Here is a 19,374-nt window from a genome sequence, read left to right as displayed (position 1 = left end):
CACGCCATGCGCATCGCCATCGCTTCCGATCACGCCGCCATCGCCCTCAAGGCGGAGCTGGCAGAATGGCTGCGCAGCCAGGGCCACGATGTGAACGACCTTGGGCCGGCAACCGAAGATCGCGTGGATTATCCCGATTTCGGCTACAAGCTGGCCGATGCCGTCGCCTCGGGAGCGGTGGAGCGGGGAATTGCGCTGTGCGGCTCCGGCATCGGCATCTCGATTGCCGTCAATCGCCACCCCGCGCTGCGCTGCGCGCTGGTGTCGGAACCCTTGTCCGCCGCGCTTGCGCGCGAGCACAACAACGCCAACGCGATTGCGCTGGGCGCGCGGCTGACAGGCGCGGATATGGCCAAGGCTTGCGTCGAGGCATTCCTGAATACGGAATTCGGCGGCGGCCGGCATGAAGGCCGGGTCGCGAAACTTTCTTCCCCATCCCTCACTTCGGATAAAGGCCAAGCCCGATGAGCACAGCAACCATTGCCCAGCCCGATACCATGAGCCGCTTCTGGGGCGATACGCTGGCCCAGGCCGACCCGGAAGTGGCGGAAGCGGTCCGCAATGAGCTCAATCGGCAGCGCAACAAGATCGAGTTGATCGCCTCGGAGAACATCGCGAGCCGAGCGGTGCTGGAGGCGACCGGATCGGTCTTCACCAACAAATATGCCGAAGGCTATCCCGGCAAACGCTATTATGGCGGTTGCGACTACGCCGACGTGGTCGAAACCCTCGCCATCGAACGCGCGAAGAAGCTGTTCGGCTGCCAGTTCGCCAATGTGCAGCCCAATTCCGGCAGCCAGATGAACCAGGCCGTGTTCCTGGCGCTGCTGCAGCCGGGCGACACATTCATGGGGCTGGACCTGAATTCGGGCGGCCATCTTACTCATGGCTCCCCCGTCAACATGTCCGGCAAATGGTTCAATCCGGTCGCATATGGCGTGCGCCCGGACGATCACCTGATCGACATGGACGAAGTCGCCCGCATCGCGCGCGAGAACAAGCCGAAGCTCATCATCGCCGGCGGCACAGCCTATTCGCGCATCTGGGATTTTCCGCGCTTCCGCGAGATCGCGGACGAAGTGGGTGCCTATCTGCTGGTCGACATGTCGCATTTTTCCGGGCTGGTCGCGGGCGGCGCGCACCCCTCTCCCTTCCCCCATGCGCATGTAGTGACCAGCACCACGCACAAGAGCCTGCGCGGACCGCGTTCGGGTATCATCCTCACCAATGAGGAGGATCTGGCGAAGAAGTTCAACTCGGCGGTCTTCCCGGGCCTGCAGGGCGGACCGCTGGTGCATGTGATCGCCGCCAAGGCAGTCGCCTTCGGCGAAGCGCTGCGCCCCGAGTTCAAGACCTATGCGACCCGCGTCGTGGAGAACGCACGCGCGCTCGCCGCAAGCCTGCAGGACGCGGGGCTGGCGATCGTGTCCGGCGGCACCGACAATCACCTCATGCTGGTGGACCTCACCGCAAAGGACGTCACCGGCAAGGCCGCCGAAAAGGGCCTCGACCGGGCATGGCTGACTTGCAACAAGAACGGCATTCCGTTTGATACCCGTTCGCCCTTCGTGACCTCGGGCGTCCGCCTTGGCACCCCGGCCGGCACGACGCGCGGCTTCGGCCCCGAGGAATTCCGCACGGTGGGCAAGCTGATCGCCGAAGTGGTGGACGGCCTTTCCCGCAATGGGGAAGAAGGCGATGCCCAGGTCGAGCAGAAGGTGCGCTCGCGGGTCGAGGAACTCTGCTCGGCCTTCCCCGTCTATCCCGGCATGTGATCGGCACGAGCGGAGCCTGAACCATGCGCTGTCCGTTCTGTGCCCATGATGACAGCCAGGTGAAGGATTCGCGTCCGACCGAGGACAACACGGCGATCCGCCGCCGCCGCCAATGCGAAAGCTGCGGTGCGCGTTTCACCACTTTCGAGCGGGTCCAGCTGCGGGATATCGTCGTCCTCAAGAGCGGCGATCGGCGGGAAGCCTTCGATCGCGGCAAGATCGAGCAGTCGGTCGCTCTGGCGAGCCGCAAGCGAGGCATCGCGCAGGAACGCCTGGATCAGCTCGTTTCGGGGATACAGCGCCAGATCGAAACCCTGGGCGAAAGCGAGATTCCCTCGTCCCAGATCGGCGAAATGGTGATGGACGGACTGCGGCAGCTGGACAGCGTCGCCTATATCCGCTTCGCCTCGGTCTATCGCGATTTCAGCGAGGCTAGGGATTTCGAGGAATTCGCCAGCTCGGTGCGCGATGTCGGCCAGTCCTGACATCACGCCCATCATCGTCCTGGTCCGCCCCCAGCTAGGTGAAAATATCGGCAAGGCGGCGCGGGCCATGCTCAATTTCGGACTCACCGAAATGCGCCTCGTCACCCCCCGGGATGGCTGGCCCAATCCCTCCGCGGGCCCAGCTGCTTCCGGCGCGGATATTGTACTGGAGCGCGCGAAGGTCTTTGAAACCGTGGGGGAAGCAATCGCCGATTGCGAGCATGTCTATGCCACCACGGTTCGCAAGCGTGGCGTGACCAAGCCGGTTCTGACACCAGAGCAGGCGGCTCGGGACATCACCGCTCTGACCGGGCGTCATGCGATCCTGTTCGGGCCGGAGCGATCCGGGCTGGAAACGGACGATGTCGCGATTGCGCGCGCGATCATCACCGTGCCGATCAACCCTGAGTTTGGCTCGCTCAATCTCGCCCAGGCGGTGATCCTGTGCGCCTATGAGTGGTCGAAGCATCGTGCCCTGGCGCAACCCACCACGGAGGACCAGCTTCCCCCTGCCCCGCAGGCCGAACTGGACGGGCTGATCGATCATTTCACCCGGCTGCTGGAACCCAGGGGCTATTTCCGGCCGGAATCCCGCGCGGCCGCCACCGCTCGCACCTTGCGCAACATGCTGACCAAGCCGGGCTGGAACGCCCTGGAAGTGCGCACCATGCGCGGCGTGCTCAGCGCACTGGAGAAAGGGCCGCGCTGAAAGGCGCTCCAAGGCTTGACTTTCCGGGCTTCGGCGGCAATAGGCGCGCCTTCGCAATTGGCCCCGCACCCCGGTGAAGCGGCGGCCGCATTCCGCAAAACAGGTGGAATGGTGCGGTTCCGGGCATGGATGGGCGGCGATGGTCGTGGCCCGGCAAATTGAAGGATAGAGGCGCATGTCGAAGCGCAAGGCATCGAAGTATAAAATTGACCGCCGGATGGGCGAAAACATCTGGGGTCGTCCGAAAAGCTCCGTAAACCGCCGCTCCTATGGTCCCGGCCAGCATGGCCAGCGCCGCAAGGGCAAGCTGTCGGACTATGGCATCCAGCTGCGCGCCAAGCAGAAGCTCAAGGGCTACTATGGCGACGTCACCGAAAAGCAGTTCAAGCGCACCTATCAGGAAGCGTCCCGGATGAAGGGCGATACCGGCCAGAACCTGATCGGCCTGCTCGAGCAGCGCCTGGACATGGTGGTCTATCGCGCCAAGTTCGCGCCGACGATCTTCGCCGCGCGCCAGATCGTTTCGCATGGTCACATTCGCGTCAACGGCGTGAAGTGCAATATCGCAAGCCGCCGCATCGTGCCGGGCGATATTGTGAGCCTTGGCAACAAGGCCAAGGAAATGGCGCTTATCGCTGAAGCGCAGAGCCTGCCGGAGCGCGACATTCCCGATTATGTCGCTGCCGATGGCAACGACAAGGCCACCTTCGTCCGCGTCCCCACGCTGGATGAAGTGCCCTACCCGGTGACGATGGAACCGAACCTGGTGGTCGAGTTCTACTCGCGCTGATCGACCCGGCTTCGCTGGAACAAGGAAGGGCGGCCAATGGGCCGCCCTTTCCGTTTATGGAGAGGCGCGGATAGCCAGGCCCGCGCCGCAACCATCTCTTCAATCCCGCTCAGGCGCTCAGGCCGCGACCGATTTCCTGATCCCCATGGAGCGGACGGCCTGGACGATATCGTCCTGGGACGGGATCACCGCCACTTCCAGCTCGTCATTGTAAGGCATCGGCACGTCGCGGGACGCGATCCGGACCACCGGCGCATCGAGCCAGTCGAACGCCTTTTCCATCACGATGGCCGACACTTCCGCGCCAAAGCCGCCCGACAGAACAGCCTCATGGGCGATCACCAGGCGATTGGTCTTGCGCACCGACGCAAGGATGGTTTCCTCGTCCAGCGGTTTGATCGTGCGAGGGTCGATCACTTCCGCGCTGATGCCCTCGCGTTCCAGCACCTTGGCGGCGGACAGCGCGCGCTGGACCATGACCTGGGTGGCGACGATGGTGACATCGGTGCCTTCCCGCTTGATGTCCGCCTTGCCGATCGGAATCACGTAAGGTTCCTCCGGCACCGGCGCGGTCTGGCCGAGATACAGGATCTTGTGCTCCAGGAACACGACCGGATTGTCCTCGCGGATGGCGGCGGCCAGCAGGCCCTTGGCGTCGTAGGGCGTGGACGGCGCGACCACGATCAGGCCCGGGATATGGGCGAACCAGGCCTCCAGGCTCTGGCTGTGCTGCGCCGCCATGCGAATGCCGCCCCCTTGCGGGCCGCGCACCACCACCGGCACCTTGCCCGTGCCTCCGTTCATGAAGCGGAACTTGGCGGCCTGGTTGACCAGCATGTCCATCATCAGCGTCACGAAATCGAAGATCTGCACTTCCACCACCGGGCGCAGTCCGGCGATGGCGGCACCCACACCAGCGCCGCAGAAGGTGGATTCCGAAATCGGCGTGTCGCGCACGCGATCCGGTCCGAACTTGTCGGCCAGCCCGGCCGTCACCTGAAACACGCCGCCTATCTTCGCGATGTCCTCGCCCATCACCAGAACCGCGGGGTCCCGCTCCATCTCCTGCTCCAGCGCCTCGTTCAGCGCCTGGGCATAGGTCAGTTCGCGCGTGCCCGGCGCGGGCGGTTCATCCGCTTCGGCGCGCGGGGCATAGACCGCATTGTCGAGGATCGAGAGATCGGGCGTCGGGCTTTCCTTGCCGAAGGCGACCGCATCTTCGATCTCCTTGTCGATGGCCTTGCGGATGCGGGTGATCTGCGCCTTCGCAATTCCCGCTTCCAGCATCCTTTCTTCCATCCGCAGCAAGGGGCATCGGGCCTGCCAGGTTTTCTTGTCATCCTCGCTGCGCGGATCGACCAGATTGGTGCGCATGCTGTGCCCGCCCCAGCGCCAGGTCTTCGCCTCGATCAGGGTCGGACCGCCGCCCTCGCGGGCACGCTCGACCGCTTCACCGATGACATTGAACACCTCGACGGCGTCGTTGCCGTCGATCGTCAGCCCCGGCACACCATAGGCCGATGCTCTCGACGAGATCTCGGTGACCGAAGTCGTGCCGGTGATCGGCGTGGAGAGCGCATATTGGTTGTTCTCGCATACGAACACCATGGGCAGCTTCCAGACCGAAGCGAGGTTCAGCGCCTCATGGAAGACGCCCTGGTTGGACGCGCCATCGCCGAAGAACGCCACCGACACCTGCTTGTCGCCGCGCAGCTTGGCGGCAAGCGCCGCGCCGGCGCCCAGCGGCATGGTCGCGCCGACGATGCCGTTCGCGCCGAGGATGTTGAGATCGAGATCGGCAATATGCATCGACCCGCCCAGCCCGCCGCAGGAGCCGGTCGCGCGGCCCATCAGTTCGGCCATCATCCTGGAGACATCGGCCCCTTTGGCGATGCAGTGGCCATGGCCGCGATGGTAGCTGCCGATGTAATCGGCCTTGGTCAGATTGGCGCAGGTTCCGGCGGCAATCGCTTCCTGGCCCGCATAGCTGTGCGCCGGCCCCTTGATGATGCCCGCGTTGAACAGTTCGGTTGCCATTTCCTCGAAACGACGAATCCGGCACATGACCGTGAAAAGTTCGCGCATCCGCTCAGGCGACACGGCCTGGTTGGTCTTGCCGGTCTGGTTGGTTCGCTTGCTGGCGCGAGCCCGGGTTGCCATTCGCAATCTCCCAAATAGAATCCCAAAACCCGGTTCATTGCCGAGATTTTGTCGAGTTTATTGGTAGGACGATGGCTGCCGCAGTCAATGGCGGAAAACAGCCCCGGAGCGTTTCAGCCGCCGAAATAATCCCGCCGGAAATCAGACGCGAAGGCGGAGAGCCGCCCTTCCCCGATCGCCGCGCGCATGGCCTGCATCAATTGCTGGTAGAAGAACAGATTGTGCTCGGTCATCAGCATCGCCCCCAGTATCTCTCCCGCCTTTATCAGATGGTGAAGATAGGCGCGGCTGAACTGGGTGCAGGCCGCACAGCCGCAACGTTCATCGAGCGGCGCTGTATCCTCCGCGAAGCGCGCGTTGCGCAGATTGAGCGGGCCGTGCCAGGTAAAGGCCTGGCCGTTCCGTCCGGAACGGGTCGGCAGCACGCAATCGAACATGTCCACGCCGCGTTCCACCGCGCCGACCAGATCGTCAGGCTTGCCCACCCCCATCAGGTAGCGCGGGCGGTCCTCGGGCAATTGCGCCGGGGCGAAATCCAGCGTGGCGAACATCGCTTCCTGGCCTTCGCCGACGGCAAGCCCCCCGATCGCATAGCCATCGAAGCCGATCCCGATCAGCGCCTCGGCGCTCTGGCGGCGCAATTCCTCGTCCAGCGCGCCTTGCTGAATGCCGAAAAGGGCCGCGCGCCCGGCATGGTCTTCCGCACTGTCGAAGCCGTCCCGGCTGCGCCTGGCCCATCGCATCGACATTTCCATGGAGCGGGCGATCACCTCGCGCGGCTCGTCGGCACGCGGGCACTCGTCGAACGCCATCACGATGTCCGAGCCGAGCAGGCGCTGGATTTCCATCGAGCGTTCCGGTGTCAGCATATGCCGCGAACCGTCGAGATGGCTGCGGAAGCTGACCCCTTCCTCGGTGATCTTCCTGAGATCGGCGAGGCTCATCACCTGATAGCCGCCGCTGTCGGTCAGGATCGGGCGCGGCCAGTTCATGAATTTGTGCAGCCCACCGAGCCTTGCCACCCGCTCCGCGCCGGGGCGCAGCATCAGATGATAGGTATTGCCCAGGATGATATCGGCGCCCGTGGCGCGCACATCGTCCGGCTTCATCGCCTTCACGGTGGCGGCCGTGCCCACCGGCATGAACGCCGGAGTGCGGATTTCCCCACGTTGCATGGAGATGCGGCCAAGCCGGGCCTTGCCATCGGTGGCTTCCACGGTGAAGGAAAATCGGGTCATTTCGGGAAGCGGCGCATAATGCGACTTGTGGCAACTGGCAAATGGACGATGCGCCGATGGAACTGGAACCGTGGATATACGCCGCCCTGGTGGCAACCGGGATACTCACCGGCTTCATCGATGCGATCGCGGGCGGCGGCGGGCTGATCATGATGCCTGCCCTGCTTTCGGCCGGGCTGCCCCCGCATCTCGCGCTCGGCACCAACAAGCTGCAGTCGACGATGGGCGTGGCGATGGCCACCTGGACCTATCACGGCAAGGGATTGCTCGACATCCGCGCGAACTGGCCGCTGGTCCTGTGTGTGCTGGTCGCCTCGGCCGCCGGGTCGCTGGCGGTGCAGGCGCTCGACCCGGACGTCCTGCAACTCGTGGTGCCGGTGCTGCTGATGCTCTGCGCGGCCTATGTCCTGCTGTCTCCGCGAATGGACGATCATGACCGGCATCACCGGCTCTCCCGCCACGCCTATGCGCCGGTGACCGGGTCGATCGGCTTCTATGACGGCTTTTTCGGACCCGGCACTGGCAGCTTCTTCACCACTTCACTGGTGGCCCTGAGGGGCATGGGCCTGACCAGGGCGACCGCCCTGGCGAAGCTGTTCAACTTCACCAGCAATTTCGGCGCGCTGCTGATGTTCATCCTGGGCGGCAAGGTGATCTGGATGCTGGGCATCGCCATCGGGTTGGGCTGCATGGCCGGAAGCTGGCTCGGCTCGCACAGCGCGATACGTTACGGCGCGCGGCTTATCCGCCCGCTGCTGGTGGTCATTTCGCTGGGACTGACCGCACGCCTGCTGTGGGGTTATTTCTCGGGCTAGGCCAGAAACCTGCAAGGTCGGGAATATCCCATCGGCCAAAGATGGCGCAATTGGCAAGATTGGATGGAAAGCGGCCGTCGCCTCGCACTCCCCCTGTCGACTCCAAAACGGAGATTGTCTGAGTCGACATAAGTTGATCGCTTTGTTGTGATTTCCCCGGGTTGGGGGGACACGCATGGAAGTTTCTGTTGAGAGCCGATTTAGGCTGAAGCGCTTCGAAATCTTCCTTTCGGTGATGGATTTGAAAATCAAACCAGCGGGGTCGGTGCATATTGCCGACCTGGGCGGGACGCTTTCCTATTGGAAAGCGCTTGAGTCCCTTCTCCCGGCCTCGATTGCGAATGTCACGATCATAAATCTGGACCGTCAGGATATGGAGGCGGGGCGCTTTCAGGTTCGGTATGGCGACGCCACCGATCTGAGAGAATATCCTGATCGCAGCTTCGATATTGTTCATTCCAACAGCGTTATCGAGCATGTTGGACAGTGGCGGGAAATGGAGAGGATGGCTGGCGAGATACATCGCCTTGCCCCACGGCATTTCATTCAAACGCCGAACTTCTGGTTCCCTTTTGAGCCTCACTATCGGAGGCCGCTCTATCAGTTCTTACCAGCGCAATGGCGGGCGAGCAGTCTGGTTAAAAGGAAGCGAGGGTTCATGGGGCCTGCAAACGCATATGCCGATGCCCGATCCATGGTGGATACGATAAATCTTCTCAGCTTCCGTGACATGGCCGCCTTGTTTCCAGCTTCCACAATTCACCGGGAGAAGCTGGCTGGTTTTACGAAATCACTCATAGCCATAGCCTAGCGAGCGGATCACCGGCAGGCCCAGAAATCACCCTAATGGCGCAGGCGCCATCCGGTCCTGAAGATCACTGTTATGATCGTCACGCACACTGCCAGAAAGGCCAGGGTCAGGCCCAGCGAAAGCCGAATGTCCACATCGGATTGGCCATAGAAGGTCCAGCGCAGGCCATTCACGAGATAGACTATGGGATTGGCGAAGGCCATGCTGCGCCATGGCTCGGGCAGCATTCCAATGGAATAGAACGTGCCGCCGAGGAAGGTCAGCGGAGTCAGCACCAGCATCGGGATCGCCTGGAGCCGCTCGAACCCATCGGCCCAAACCCCTAGTATGAAACCGAACAGGCTGAAGGCGGCCGCGACGAGGATGACGAACGCCGCGGCCAGCAAGGGGTGGACGATGGTGTAATCGACGAACAGCTTGGCCGTGACCAGGATGATGGCTGAAATAATCAGCGATTTGGTCGCCGCCGCGCCGACGAAGCCCAGCAGGGTTTCGGCGACTCCCACCGGTGCGGAAAGCAGTTCGTAGATCGAGCCGGTGAAGCGCGGCATATATATCCCGAAGCTCGCATTGGCGGTGGTTTCGCTCAGCAGCGTCAGCAGCAGCAGCCCGGGCACGATGAATGCGCCATAGGACACTCCCCCGACTTCATCGATCCGCCCGCCGATCGCGGCGCCGAAGACGATGAAATAGAGCGAGGTGGTCAGCACCGGGGCCAGGATGGTCTGGAAGAAGGTGCGCCAGGCGCGGGACAGCTCGTATTTGTAGATCGCCCATGCGCCGCGCCAGTTGAAGTAGATTCCGCTCACGCCCGCTTCTCCACCAGATCCACGAAGATGTCCTCCAGGCTTGATTCGTGAATATCCAGCGCGGTGAAGCCGATCCCTTGTTTCACGAGCGCCTGCACCAGCGCGGCCACCTCGCTGTCCGCGCCGTCCCCCGCGCCGCGATAGGACAGCACTCGCCCGCTGTCGTCCAGGCTGACGGGGAAAGGGGACAGGGAATCGGGGATGGCGGGCAGCGGTTCCGCCAGCGTCAGCACCGCTTCGACCCGGCCCAGGCGCGCCATCAGGGCGTGCTTTTCCTCGACGAGCAGTATCCTGCCCCCGTCGATCACCCCGACCCGGTCCGCCATTTCCTCCGCTTCCTCGATGTAATGGGTGGTCAGGATGATGGTCACGCCCTGGTCGCGGAGCCGGCCGATCAGCCGCCACATGTCCCGCCGCAATTCCACATCGACGCCAGCGGTCGGCTCATCGAGGAACAGCAGTTCCGGTTCGTGCGCCAGCGCCTTGGCGATCAGCACCCGGCGCTTCATGCCGCCGGACAGGTTGCGGATCTCGGTCTTGCGCTTGTCCCACAGCGACAGCGCCCGCAGGATTTCCTCGGTGCGGGCGGAACTGGGCGCAAGCCCGAACAGCTCGCGGGAGTGCCGCACGACTCTTTCCACATTCTCGAAGATGTCGAAGCCGAGTTCCTGCGGCACCAGTCCGATCCGCGCACGGGCGCGGCGCCAATCCCTCGCCAGATCCATGCCGAACGCATGAATGGTGCCCGAACTGGGCCGCACCATGCCGCAGACCGCGCCGATCAGCGTCGTCTTGCCAGCGCCGTTCGGGCCGAGCAGGGCGAAGATTTCCCCCTGCCGGATGGTCAGGTCCACATTGTCGAGCGCGGTCAGCCCACCGGGATAAGTCTTGGTGAGGCCTCGCAATTCCAGAATCGGTTCCACGAAGCGCAATCTGGCGTGTGCCGCCCGCTTTGCAAGGGGCGTTCGCCCTGCCCGCGCGGTTGCCTGATGCGCGTGGCGGCAATGCGACAGCTTGCCGCGCCCGGCTCGTCAGGGGATCAGCAGGCTGGCGTCGCCATAGCTGTAGAAGCGGTAATGCTCGCGGATCGCATGGGCGTAGATCGCCTGCATCCTCTCGCGCCCCATCAAGGCGCTGACGAGCATGAACAGGGTCGAACGCGGCAGGTGGAAATTGGTCATCAATCCGTCGACAGCGCGAAAGCGATAGCCCGGCGTGATGAAGATCGCGGTATCGCCCGCGAAGGGGCGGATCAGCCCGCTCTCGTCCGCCGCGCTTTCCAGCAGGCGCAGCGATGTGGTGCCCACGGCGATCAACCGGCCGCCGCCGGACCGCGCGCGGTTCAGCCGATCCGCCGTGGCGGCGTCGATCCTTCCCCATTCGGCATGCATGCGGTGATCTTCGGTATCGTCCGCCTTGACCGGCAGGAAAGTACCCGCGCCGACATGCAGAGTCAGCGTTTCGCGCTTCACTCCCGCCTCGTCGAGCGCGGCCAGCAGCCCGGGCGTGAAATGCAGCGCGGCGGTCGGCGCCGCGACCGCGCCGTCCTCGCGCGCGAAGATGGTCTGGTAATCCTCCCGGTCCTGCTCATCCGTGGCGCGCTTGCCAGCGATATAAGGCGGCAGCGGCATTCGCCCCGCCCGCTCCAGCAGCACTTCGACCGACTCGTCCCCGGCGAAGGCCAGGGTCCAGCTGCCATCGTCGTGGCGGTTCTCCGCGATAGCCTCGACCCCGGCCGGGAAGCGGATCGCATCGCCTTCGCGCAGGCGCCTGGCATTGCGGATGAAGGCCTGCCAGCGCCTCAGGTCGATCCGCTTGTGCAGTGTCGCCCCGATCCGGGCATCGCCGCGCATTCCCTCGAGCTGGGCGGGAATGACGCGGGTGTCGTTGAACACCAGCACATCGCCGGCGCGCAGCCAGTTCGGCAGATCGCTGACGACGGCATCCGTCAGCCCGCTTTCGCCCTGCGCCACCAGCATCCGCGCGCTGTCGCGCGGGCGCGCCGGGCGCAGCGCTATCCGCTCAGGCGGCAGGTCGAAGTCGAACAGGTCAACACGCATGGCGCGGCCCTTAGGCGGTGCCGCGCCCGATTGCCAAGGCTTACTGAGACGGGGAGTTGCTCAGCATTTCGGGAGTGATCGGCTCCGCAGCCGGGGGCACGAAGGTGGGGCGCGGCTTGTTGTCGGCCGCAATGGATGCCTGCAGGATGCGGGTGGGGTTGGCCGGCGGCTCGCCCCGGGCGATGGCGTCCACCGCATCCATATTGTCGATCACGCGCCCGAAGTTGGTATATTTCCGATCCAGCGCGAAACGCGGGTAAAACACAATGAAGAACTGGCTGTTCGCGCTGTTTTCCGCCTGCGCGCGCGCCATGGATACGGTCCCGCGAACATGCGGCAGGTCGTTGAATTCCGCGGCCAGATCGGGAAGCTGCGAGCCGCCCGTGCCCGTGCCGGTGGGGTCGCCGGTCTGCGCCATGAAACCCTCGATGACGCGGTGGAAGATGACGCCGTCGTAGAAACCTTGACGGGTCAGCGTCTTGATCCGTTCGATATGGTTGGGCGCCCAATCCGCCATCAGCCTGATCGCTACCCGCTGGCCGGTGGAAAGATCGAGCAGCAGGATGTTTTCCGGATCATGGGAAAGATCGTAGTCCACCTGAGCATAAACCCTGGGAGCCGCAGCGGCCTGCTCATCGCGAGCCTGGGCAAGGCCCGGCATGAAACCGATAAGAAGGGCAAGCGCCAGGCGGATCAGGCTTTTATACATTGGCGTCTCGATTGCTCTGCTTGGAGGATGGCGACGGGCCTTACCGGCTGCCGACTGTCGGTTCAATGAACGATGCATGTTTGTGCCCGGCGGGTGTCAATAATCGCCAAGCCGGCCAAGTTTCCGCACTCTGGCAATCACTTCGTCGCGCACCGGCGCGCTGACGAACGGGGATATGTCGCCCCCGAACAGCGCGATCTCCTTGACCAGCTTGGAGGCGATGGGCTGCAGGCTGACGTCCGCCATCAGGAAAACCGTCTCGATCCCGGCATTCAGCTGCTGGTTCATCCCGGCCATCTGATACTCATATTCGAAATCCGCCACGGCGCGCAGGCCCCGGACGATTACGGTCGCCCCCTGCCTTTCCGCGAATTTCATGAGCAAGGCGTTGAACCCCGTCACGGTTACGTTGGCAAGGCGGAGCGATGCGATCTCCCGCTCCACCATTGCGATGCGCTCTTCCGGCGAGAACATGGGATTTTTCGAAGGATTGGTGGTTACGCCGATAATCAGCCGGTCGACCAGCTTGGCCCCTCGGCGGATGATGTCGGAATGCCCCCGCGTAATCGGATCGAACGTTCCTGGGTAGACCCCTACCCGCTCGCCCTGCCCTATGCCCCCCATCAGTGATCCCTTTCCAAAATAAACCTGGCAACGCTGCGCAGCAGATCGGCCTCGGCCCCATGTTGCGAAAGATGGCCGATCGCCTGCTCCACCAGGATGCGCGCCTGATCCCGGGCGCGCTCCGCCCCAAGCAGCGTAAGAAACGTCTGCTTGCCCGCTGTATCATCCTTGCGAAGCGCCTTCCCGGCCTTGCTCTCGTCGCCTTCATGGTCGAGCAGATCGTCCGCGATCTGAAAGGCCAGCCCGACATCTCGGGCATAGCCGCGCAGATGGGTTCTCCCTTCCGGTGAAACATGGCCCAGGATGGCCCCCATTTCCACCGCAGCGCTGAGCAATGCGCCGGTCTTGAGCTGCTGAAGGCGGGTGATCGTGGCAAGATCGAATGCGGCGGTCTGGGCGGCTATGTCCATGATCTGCCCCCCGGCCATGCCATTGAAACCGCTGGCCGAAGCCAGCGTGCCGACAAGCTCCGCCCGAAGGAAAGGATCGCCGCTGGTCCGGGGGTCGGCCAGTATCTCGAATGCGAGGGCATGCAGCGCGTCACCCGCCAGCACGGCTGTGGCTTCATCGAAGGCGCGATGCACGGTCGGCTTGCCATGGCGGAATTCGTCGTCGTCCATGCAGGGAAGATCGTCATGGATCAGCGAATAGGCATGGATCGCCTCGATCGCACAGGCGGCGCGCAACGCGACCTCCCGATCCACCCCATACATCTGCGCCGTGGCCGTGAGCAGCAAGGGCCGCACCCGCTTGCCGCCGCCGATAGTGGCATGGCGCATGGCTTCTACTAGGCGCACGCGGAAATCCGATGGAATGGGGAGCAAGGCGTCGAACAGGCTATCGACTTCCCGCTGTATCCGAATCAGTTCGTGCTTCAGCAAGCTGTCGACCGCAGCCATGATCGCGTTCAATCGGCTGTGCCGAACGGCTCTGTGCCGACGGGCCTGCCGCCGCCCCCGGACACGATCTTCTCGATTCGCGCCTGGGCCGCATCGAGCCTGGCCTGGCAATGCTGGCGCAGCAGTTCGCCGCGTTCATACAGCTCTATCGAATCATCGAGCGGAACTTCCCCGCTCTCCAGCTTGCGCACGACTTCCTCGAGAGCGCGGAGCGCATCCTCGAAGCTCATGGCAGCGATGTCCCGGGCCTGTTCATCCATCCGCGCGAGCATTGACGGGCCAAAGCGCTCCGGTCAAGCATCGCAGGGCTAGCGGGATCGCGCAGGCGCGGCTAAGGCGCGCGACATGAGCCAGATCACTCCCGAAATCGTCGAGTCCCACGGCCTTTCTCCCGAGGAATACGAGCGTGTCCTGAACGCGCTGGGACGCGAGCCGAACCTTGTCGAACTGGGCATCTTCTCGGTCATGTGGTCGGAGCATTGCTCCTACAAATCGAGCCGCCTTCATCTCAAGAAGCTGCCGACACAGGCCCCCTGGGTGATCTGCGGGCCGGGCGAGAACGCCGGCGTGATCGATATCGGCGACGGGCAGGCCGCCATCTTCAAGATGGAGAGCCATAATCACCCCAGCTATATCGAGCCTTACCAGGGCGCGGCGACCGGCGTGGGCGGTATCCTGCGCGACGTTTTCACCATGGGCGCGCGCCCCGTCGCCAATATGAACGCACTGCGCTTCGGCCGGCCGGATCATCCGAAGATGAGGCATCTCGTGCAGGGGGTGGTGGCCGGAATCGGCGGCTATGGCAATTGCGTGGGCGTGCCCACGGTCGGGGGGGAAACCAACTTCCACAAGGCCTATGACGGCAACATCCTGGTCAATGCGATGACCGTGGGTGTCGCCGATACCGACAGGATCTTTTATTCGGCGGCTACCGGGATCGGAAATCCCATCGTCTATGTCGGCTCCAAGACGGGGCGGGACGGGATTCATGGCGCGACCATGGCCAGCGCCGATTTCGACGAGAATTCCGACGAGAAGCGGCCCACCGTCCAGGTCGGCGATCCGTTCACCGAAAAGCTGCTGATCGAAGCCTGCCTCGAACTGATGGCGACGGATGCGATCGTCGCGATCCAGGACATGGGCGCCGCCGGCCTCACCTCATCCTCGGTCGAAATGGCGAGCAAGGGCGGCGCGGGCATTCGGCTCGACATGAACAAGGTGCCATGCCGCGAAGAAGGGATGACGCCTTACGAAATGATGCTGAGCGAGAGCCAGGAGCGAATGCTCATGGTCCTCAAGCCCGGCAAGGAAGCGATGGCCGAGGCGATTTTCCGGAAGTGGGAACTGGATTTCGCCGTGATCGGCGAAGTGACCGAAGCTGGCCCGGATGGGGGCCACATGGTGCTGGAATTCGATGGCGAGGTGGTCTGCGATATTCCGCTCGGCCCGCTGGCCGACGACGCTCCGGAATATGACCGGCCCTATGTGAGCCGCGAGGAATACAAGGCCTGGGCAAAGGTAAAGCCGCTGGGAGATATCCCGGAAAGCACCGATATCGCCGCGGACCTGCTCAAGCTGATGGGCAGCCCCGACCTTGCGAGCCGCCGCTGGATCTGGGAGCAGTACGACAGCCAGGTCGGCGCCGACACGCTCCAGCTTTCCGGCGGCGACGCGGCGGTGGTGCGCGTGCATGAGACGAAGAAGGCGCTGGCGATCAGCACGGATTGCACCCCGCGCTATTGCTATGCCGACCCCTACGAGGGCGGCAAGCAAGCGGTGGCGGAGAGCTACCGCAACTTGTCGGCGGTCGGCGCCAGGCCCCTTGCGATCACCAACTGCCTCAATTTCGCCAATCCGCAGCGGCCGGAGATCATGGCGCAGATCGTCGGCTGTCTGGCAGGGATGGGCGACGCCTGCAGGGCGCTGGATTATCCGATCGTGAGCGGCAACGTCAGCCTCTACAACGAGAGCAAGGCCACGGGCGGCGGCTCCGCCATCCTGCCCACGCCGGCCATCGGCGGGGTCGGCCTGCTCGACGATTACGAAAAGATGGCAACCATCGCCTTCAAGAGCGAAGGCGAGGCGATCTTCGTGATCGGCAAGAACGCCAATGGTTCTTTGGGGGGCCATCTCGGCCAATCGCTATGGCTGCGCGAGCTTCATGGCCGCGAGGACGGCTCGCCGCCGCCGGTCGATCTGGCTGCCGAGCGCGCCCATGCCGAGTTGGTCCGCAAGCTGATCGCCGAGGGCAAGGTCAGCGCGGTGCATGACGTTTCCGACGGCGGCCTGCTCGTCGCGCTGGCTGAAATGGCGATGGCGAGCGGCATCGGCTGTGAACTGGAGCAGATCGGCGATCATTTCACCGCCTTTGGCGAGGATCAGGCGCGCTATGTCGTGACCAGCGCCGTTGCCGACACCATCCAGGCCGCCGGTATTCCCATGACGCGCATCGGCACGACCGACGGTTCGTCGGTCAAGGGGCCGGGATTCAACGTCGCAGTCGACCAGTTGCGCGAGACGAACGAAGCCTTCTTCCGGAACTGGATGGCGGTCTGACCCTTTCGGCTCGTCTGCCAGTGCCGGAGAAAGGTTGAGGGGCCGAGCACGGGCGGGGGGTACACAGGTTCGGCCCCTCCAGTTTTAGCCTCAGAAACGGTAAGGCAACCTGATGCTTACCGCCATATCCGGGCTATCATCGGTCAGTCCGATCCCCACATTGGTGATCAATGACAGCCGATTACTCAGGGAGAATGTCGCGCCGAGATTGACCAGCCCCACATTGGCCTGGCTTCCGACAATCCTCTGCATGTCCTGCCCTTCCCGACCGACCTTGGTGCGCTGGACCAGGCGCTGGGTATAGGACATGCTGATGCTCGAACGGTCGTTCAGGGCATAGGCCATGCCCGCCCCGATCTGGATCGCATTGCCCACCGACACGCGGCCCGGCTGCTCGCCCGGAGCCTCGTCGATGTCGCCAAAGTTGCGCTTGAAGTTGTGAAAATAGGTGACGCTGCCGAAGACCACCATCGGATCGAGCGTCTTCAGCGCCGACACGCCGATCGAGGCGCCCCAGACGCCGCTGCCTGTCGAAAGCCGCTCCGGCACCGTGAGATTGCCTTCGCTGCCGGCGACTTCGATCAGTTCCACACCGTATGGATGCTTTCCGGTGGGGGCCTTGACGCGGGTGTTGATGACAATGTCGGGGCGCCCGTTTGTTTCCCGGAACAAGCGATAGCTGGCCCCGATGTTGAGATCGCCGATGCCGTGATCCTTCACTCTCCTTTCGATCAGCCCGCTCGCGTCGGCGCCGGCCCCGCCCGACTGGAAGTTGGAAGTCCGATAGAGATAGGAGAGGTTGGCATCCAGGAAGAGCCGGTTGCTCAGCCCCATTCGCAGCACGGGATCGAAAGAGAAAATATCCGCCGTGACCTGATCGATGCTGATCCTGCCGAGGAAGATGGAATCCAGCGCCAGAAAGCCGGTGAGATTGAGACGGGCATTGTCGAAATGGGTATAGCTCGCTCCAAGCTCGATGCCGATGCGATCGCCAAAACGGCCCTGCCGCTGCTGGGTGAGTTCCGTCACGGCTTCCGTCGGCGCGGGCGCCTTGCGCTCCTCCTCCGCGCTATCGGAGGAAATGCCCTGGCCCCTGCCCGTCTCCGGCACATCCTCCCTCTGGAAGAAGGCCAGAGACGGCTCATCGGCCCAGGCACGCGCGGTCGGATAGGCATACTTGCCCCTCAGTTCGGCGGCGTCGAGATCGCTGATACGGGATCGTTCAAGCCGCTCGAGCCGGGCCTCCAGCTCGTTTACCCGCTGCACTGCCGCCGCTTCGCGTTGCTGCAGGTCTTCCACCTGCCGCTGCAAGGCTCCGATGTCGTCAGGCACGGCTTGCGCCCATGCCGGCTGGCTGATGAAGAGCATCAGCGACGCTCCTATCGAAGCCAGATGCTTCCGGTTGCTCAAGCTCATGATATTCTCCCCCTTCTTGGCTTCACGGATTGAGTAGCGTCCACAATGTGGCTGGGTCCGGCACGCCGGTGGCCGGCAATTTCTGCTGTTCCTGGAAGCGCTTGAATGCATCGCGCAGGGCCGGAGAATAGGCTCCGTCCTCGGGGCCGTTGTAGAGCCCGCGCACTCTCAGGAATGCCTGGGAACGCTTGAGGATGGCTTCGTAGACGAAAGCCTTGTTCTTGCCGTCTCCCACTTCGAGGAGCCGGGAAAACTGGGCGATACGAATGGGACGGAAGCTGATGGTCAGCTTCTGCAGCGCCCCGATCAGGGTTTCCCTGGGGTATTCCGTGCAGTGCTTTTCGAGGATCAGCCCGAATGCGGCTTCATTATGCCAGGGCGACAGGTCGAATGTGTTCGGCTCATAGCGGTTCGCCGCGGTCTGATAGCCTTGCACGAAGCCGATCAGCTGCCTGTATTCCGCCGAAGCCTGATCCTTGCGGGCGTTGAGGAATGTCTGGCAGCTTGCCCTGCCCCCGCCCTCGACCGCGAACTGCTTGTTCGCGTCTTCGGCATGGGCCGGAGCCGCCGACGCCAGGCCCGCAAGGGCCATCGCCCTGGCCATCCTTCCAAACTGCATGTTCCCCCCTTTTCAGGCTAGAAGCCGAATCCTTTCATGCTCAGCCGAGCCCCCTCCGTTCGTATGCGGTCGAAGCTCTGGAGCGGGTCGATGCCGAGCACGATCGACGCGCTGTTCAGCACGTCATTGCCATTGCTCTGGATCGTGATCTGCTGGATGAACTGGCTGAAATTCCCGCCAAGGCTCTGAAAGCTGCTGTCCAGGCCGTTGCCGCTGGTCAGCGCCAGGCCGATCTCGTTGTTGGCGAGCCGGAATTGCACGCCGTCGCCATCCTCGAACCGTATCGCGGTCGAACCGGAGATCGGTTGCAGTCCGGCGGTCGGCAATTGCGGCACCGCACTGCGGGGCACCACCGCGATATGCATGGTGTTGCGGGTGCTGTTGTCCGCCCCGGCGACGACATTGACCTGCCCCGCCCCGGTCAGCGTATCGAGCGCGCCGATGGCCACCATCTGGCCCGGATCGGGCGTGACCGCGACATAACCGGCCGGAATGCCAGGCACATCCATGTCGGGATCGCCATTTTCCCTGACCCATCCCACCATCAGCCGGGGAACGCTGCCGGCACCCGACATTCCGGGCAGGAAATCTATGTTGAAGGCCAGATTGGCAATGGTGGTGACGCCGGCTTCGTCCTGCCAGCTCGTCACCAGGGAAATGCCGAAATAGCTTACCGCGTCGGGGCTGACGAACTTGCCGCGCATCTCTCCCAACTCGTCGTCGGCAAGAGGCGCGCCCAGCGCCGCGAGAATATCCGGTTGAGCCGCGCCCGGCTTCCGGGCATCGGCGGGAGCGACGGCATCCGGCGATGCAGCCAGCGCAGGCGTGGCGAAGCCGAGCGCAATCGCTTCGAGGCTTACCAGAACGACTGTCCGAATGCTGGCCATGGCCATTGTCCT

20 protein-coding genes and 1 pseudogene are annotated in these 19,374 nt (G+C 63.6%); 8 read left to right on the top strand and 13 right to left on the bottom strand.

The window, feature by feature from the left end:
• Positions 1-6: 6 nt before the first annotated feature.
• The 5 genes from rpiB to rpsD all read left to right on the top strand — a co-directional run bounded on the left by rpiB (position 7) and on the right by rpsD (position 3,759).
• Positions 7-468, top strand: coding sequence for a ribose 5-phosphate isomerase B (rpiB, locus tag U8326_RS05655; RefSeq protein ID WP_324742865.1), 462 nt, complete (start codon positions 7-9; stop codon positions 466-468).
• Positions 465-1,775: a serine hydroxymethyltransferase gene (gene glyA / locus U8326_RS05650; protein ID WP_324742864.1), complete on the top strand. Its 1,311-nt coding sequence runs from the start codon at positions 465-467 to the stop codon at positions 1,773-1,775. The genes rpiB and glyA overlap by 4 nt, the downstream gene beginning before the upstream one ends.
• Before the next feature lie 23 nt (positions 1,776-1,798).
• A complete protein-coding gene (gene nrdR, locus U8326_RS05645; protein ID WP_324742863.1) occupies positions 1,799-2,260 on the top strand; it encodes a transcriptional regulator NrdR in 462 nt (153 codons plus the stop codon).
• Positions 2,244-2,969: an RNA methyltransferase gene (locus U8326_RS05640; protein WP_324742862.1), complete on the top strand. Its 726-nt coding sequence runs from the start codon at positions 2,244-2,246 to the stop codon at positions 2,967-2,969. The genes nrdR and U8326_RS05640 overlap by 17 nt, the downstream gene beginning before the upstream one ends.
• 175 nt (positions 2,970-3,144) lie before the next feature.
• Positions 3,145-3,759 (top strand): 30S ribosomal protein S4, encoded by a 615-nt coding sequence (rpsD, locus tag U8326_RS05635; RefSeq protein WP_324742861.1) that lies wholly within the window; start codon positions 3,145-3,147, stop codon positions 3,757-3,759.
• A gap of 117 nt (positions 3,760-3,876) precedes the next feature.
• On the opposite strand, the gene U8326_RS16415 is transcribed toward rpsD, so the two are convergent.
• The 3 genes and pseudogenes from U8326_RS16415 to tgt all read right to left on the bottom strand — a co-directional run bounded on the left by U8326_RS16415 (position 3,877) and on the right by tgt (position 7,157).
• Complete coding sequence (locus U8326_RS16415; RefSeq protein ID WP_416385528.1) at positions 3,877-4,863, bottom strand: alpha-ketoacid dehydrogenase subunit beta; 987 nt, start codon at positions 4,861-4,863, stop codon at positions 3,877-3,879.
• Between the two features lie 87 nt (positions 4,864-4,950).
• Positions 4,951-5,823 (bottom strand): annotated as a pseudogene (locus U8326_RS16410) (thiamine pyrophosphate-dependent dehydrogenase E1 component subunit alpha); the annotation flags it as partial.
• Positions 5,824-6,032: 209 nt separating this feature from the next.
• On the bottom strand, positions 6,033-7,157 hold the full coding sequence (tgt, locus tag U8326_RS05625; protein WP_324742859.1) for a tRNA guanosine(34) transglycosylase Tgt: 1,125 nt from the start codon (positions 7,155-7,157) through the stop codon (positions 6,033-6,035).
• 41 nt (positions 7,158-7,198) lie between these two features.
• On the opposite strand from tgt, the gene U8326_RS05620 reads away from it, so the two are divergent.
• Positions 7,199-7,972, top strand: a complete 774-nt coding sequence (locus tag U8326_RS05620) for a TSUP family transporter (RefSeq protein WP_324742858.1) — start codon at positions 7,199-7,201, stop codon at positions 7,970-7,972.
• Positions 7,973-8,147: 175 nt separating this feature from the next.
• A complete protein-coding gene (locus U8326_RS05615) occupies positions 8,148-8,783 on the top strand; it encodes a class I SAM-dependent methyltransferase (protein WP_324742857.1) in 636 nt (211 codons plus the stop codon).
• Between the two features lie 32 nt (positions 8,784-8,815).
• On the opposite strand, the gene U8326_RS05610 is transcribed toward U8326_RS05615, so the two are convergent.
• The 7 genes from U8326_RS05610 to U8326_RS05580 form a co-directional block, all read right to left on the bottom strand.
• The gene (locus tag U8326_RS05610; protein WP_324743534.1) at positions 8,816-9,583 is read right to left on the bottom strand and encodes an ABC transporter permease; all 768 of its coding nucleotides are present in this window, start codon (positions 9,581-9,583) and stop codon (positions 8,816-8,818) included.
• Positions 9,584-9,588: 5 nt separating this feature from the next.
• A complete protein-coding gene (locus U8326_RS05605) occupies positions 9,589-10,515 on the bottom strand; it encodes an ABC transporter ATP-binding protein (RefSeq protein ID WP_324742856.1) in 927 nt (308 codons plus the stop codon).
• A 108-nt stretch (positions 10,516-10,623) separates the two neighbouring features.
• On the bottom strand, positions 10,624-11,652 hold the full coding sequence (gene queA / locus U8326_RS05600; RefSeq protein ID WP_324742855.1) for a tRNA preQ1(34) S-adenosylmethionine ribosyltransferase-isomerase QueA: 1,029 nt from the start codon (positions 11,650-11,652) through the stop codon (positions 10,624-10,626).
• A 40-nt stretch (positions 11,653-11,692) separates the two neighbouring features.
• Complete coding sequence (locus tag U8326_RS05595; protein WP_324742854.1) at positions 11,693-12,361, bottom strand: peptidylprolyl isomerase; 669 nt, start codon at positions 12,359-12,361, stop codon at positions 11,693-11,695.
• A 96-nt stretch (positions 12,362-12,457) separates the two neighbouring features.
• Positions 12,458-12,985: a pantetheine-phosphate adenylyltransferase gene (gene coaD / locus U8326_RS05590; RefSeq protein ID WP_324742853.1), complete on the bottom strand. Its 528-nt coding sequence runs from the start codon at positions 12,983-12,985 to the stop codon at positions 12,458-12,460.
• Complete coding sequence (locus U8326_RS05585; protein WP_324742852.1) at positions 12,985-13,884, bottom strand: farnesyl diphosphate synthase; 900 nt, start codon at positions 13,882-13,884, stop codon at positions 12,985-12,987. Before U8326_RS05585 ends, coaD begins: the two co-directional genes overlap by 1 nt.
• A gap of 8 nt (positions 13,885-13,892) precedes the next feature.
• Positions 13,893-14,144 (bottom strand): exodeoxyribonuclease VII small subunit, encoded by a 252-nt coding sequence (locus U8326_RS05580; protein ID WP_324742851.1) that lies wholly within the window; start codon positions 14,142-14,144, stop codon positions 13,893-13,895.
• A gap of 85 nt (positions 14,145-14,229) precedes the next feature.
• Here U8326_RS05580 and purL point away from each other — a divergent pair, with 85 nt between their 5' ends.
• Positions 14,230-16,440 carry a phosphoribosylformylglycinamidine synthase subunit PurL gene (gene purL / locus U8326_RS05575; RefSeq protein WP_324742850.1) on the top strand — a complete coding sequence of 737 codons (2,211 nt, stop codon included), beginning with the start codon at positions 14,230-14,232 and terminating at the stop codon, positions 16,438-16,440.
• A gap of 90 nt (positions 16,441-16,530) precedes the next feature.
• Here the strand turns inward: purL and U8326_RS05570 are convergent, their stop codons facing one another.
• Genes U8326_RS05570 through U8326_RS05560 form a run of 3 tightly spaced genes read right to left on the bottom strand, consistent with a single transcriptional unit; the run spans position 16,531 to position 19,362 of the window.
• Complete coding sequence (locus tag U8326_RS05570) at positions 16,531-17,856, bottom strand: transporter (protein WP_324742849.1); 1,326 nt, start codon at positions 17,854-17,856, stop codon at positions 16,531-16,533.
• Positions 17,857-17,878: 22 nt separating this feature from the next.
• Positions 17,879-18,475 carry a peptidoglycan-binding domain-containing protein gene (locus tag U8326_RS05565; protein ID WP_324742848.1) on the bottom strand — a complete coding sequence of 199 codons (597 nt, stop codon included), beginning with the start codon at positions 18,473-18,475 and terminating at the stop codon, positions 17,879-17,881.
• A gap of 17 nt (positions 18,476-18,492) precedes the next feature.
• The gene (locus U8326_RS05560; protein ID WP_324742847.1) at positions 18,493-19,362 is read right to left on the bottom strand and encodes a hypothetical protein; all 870 of its coding nucleotides are present in this window, start codon (positions 19,360-19,362) and stop codon (positions 18,493-18,495) included.
• Between the last annotated feature and the right edge of the window lie 12 nt (positions 19,363-19,374).

The sequence above is a fragment of the Tsuneonella sp. CC-YZS046 genome (assembly GCF_035581365.1).
Lineage (GTDB): Bacteria > Pseudomonadota > Alphaproteobacteria > Sphingomonadales > Sphingomonadaceae > JAWKXU01.
The sequence above is the reverse complement of the archived record's forward strand: the minus strand, read 5'-3'. Positions and strand labels throughout refer to the sequence as shown.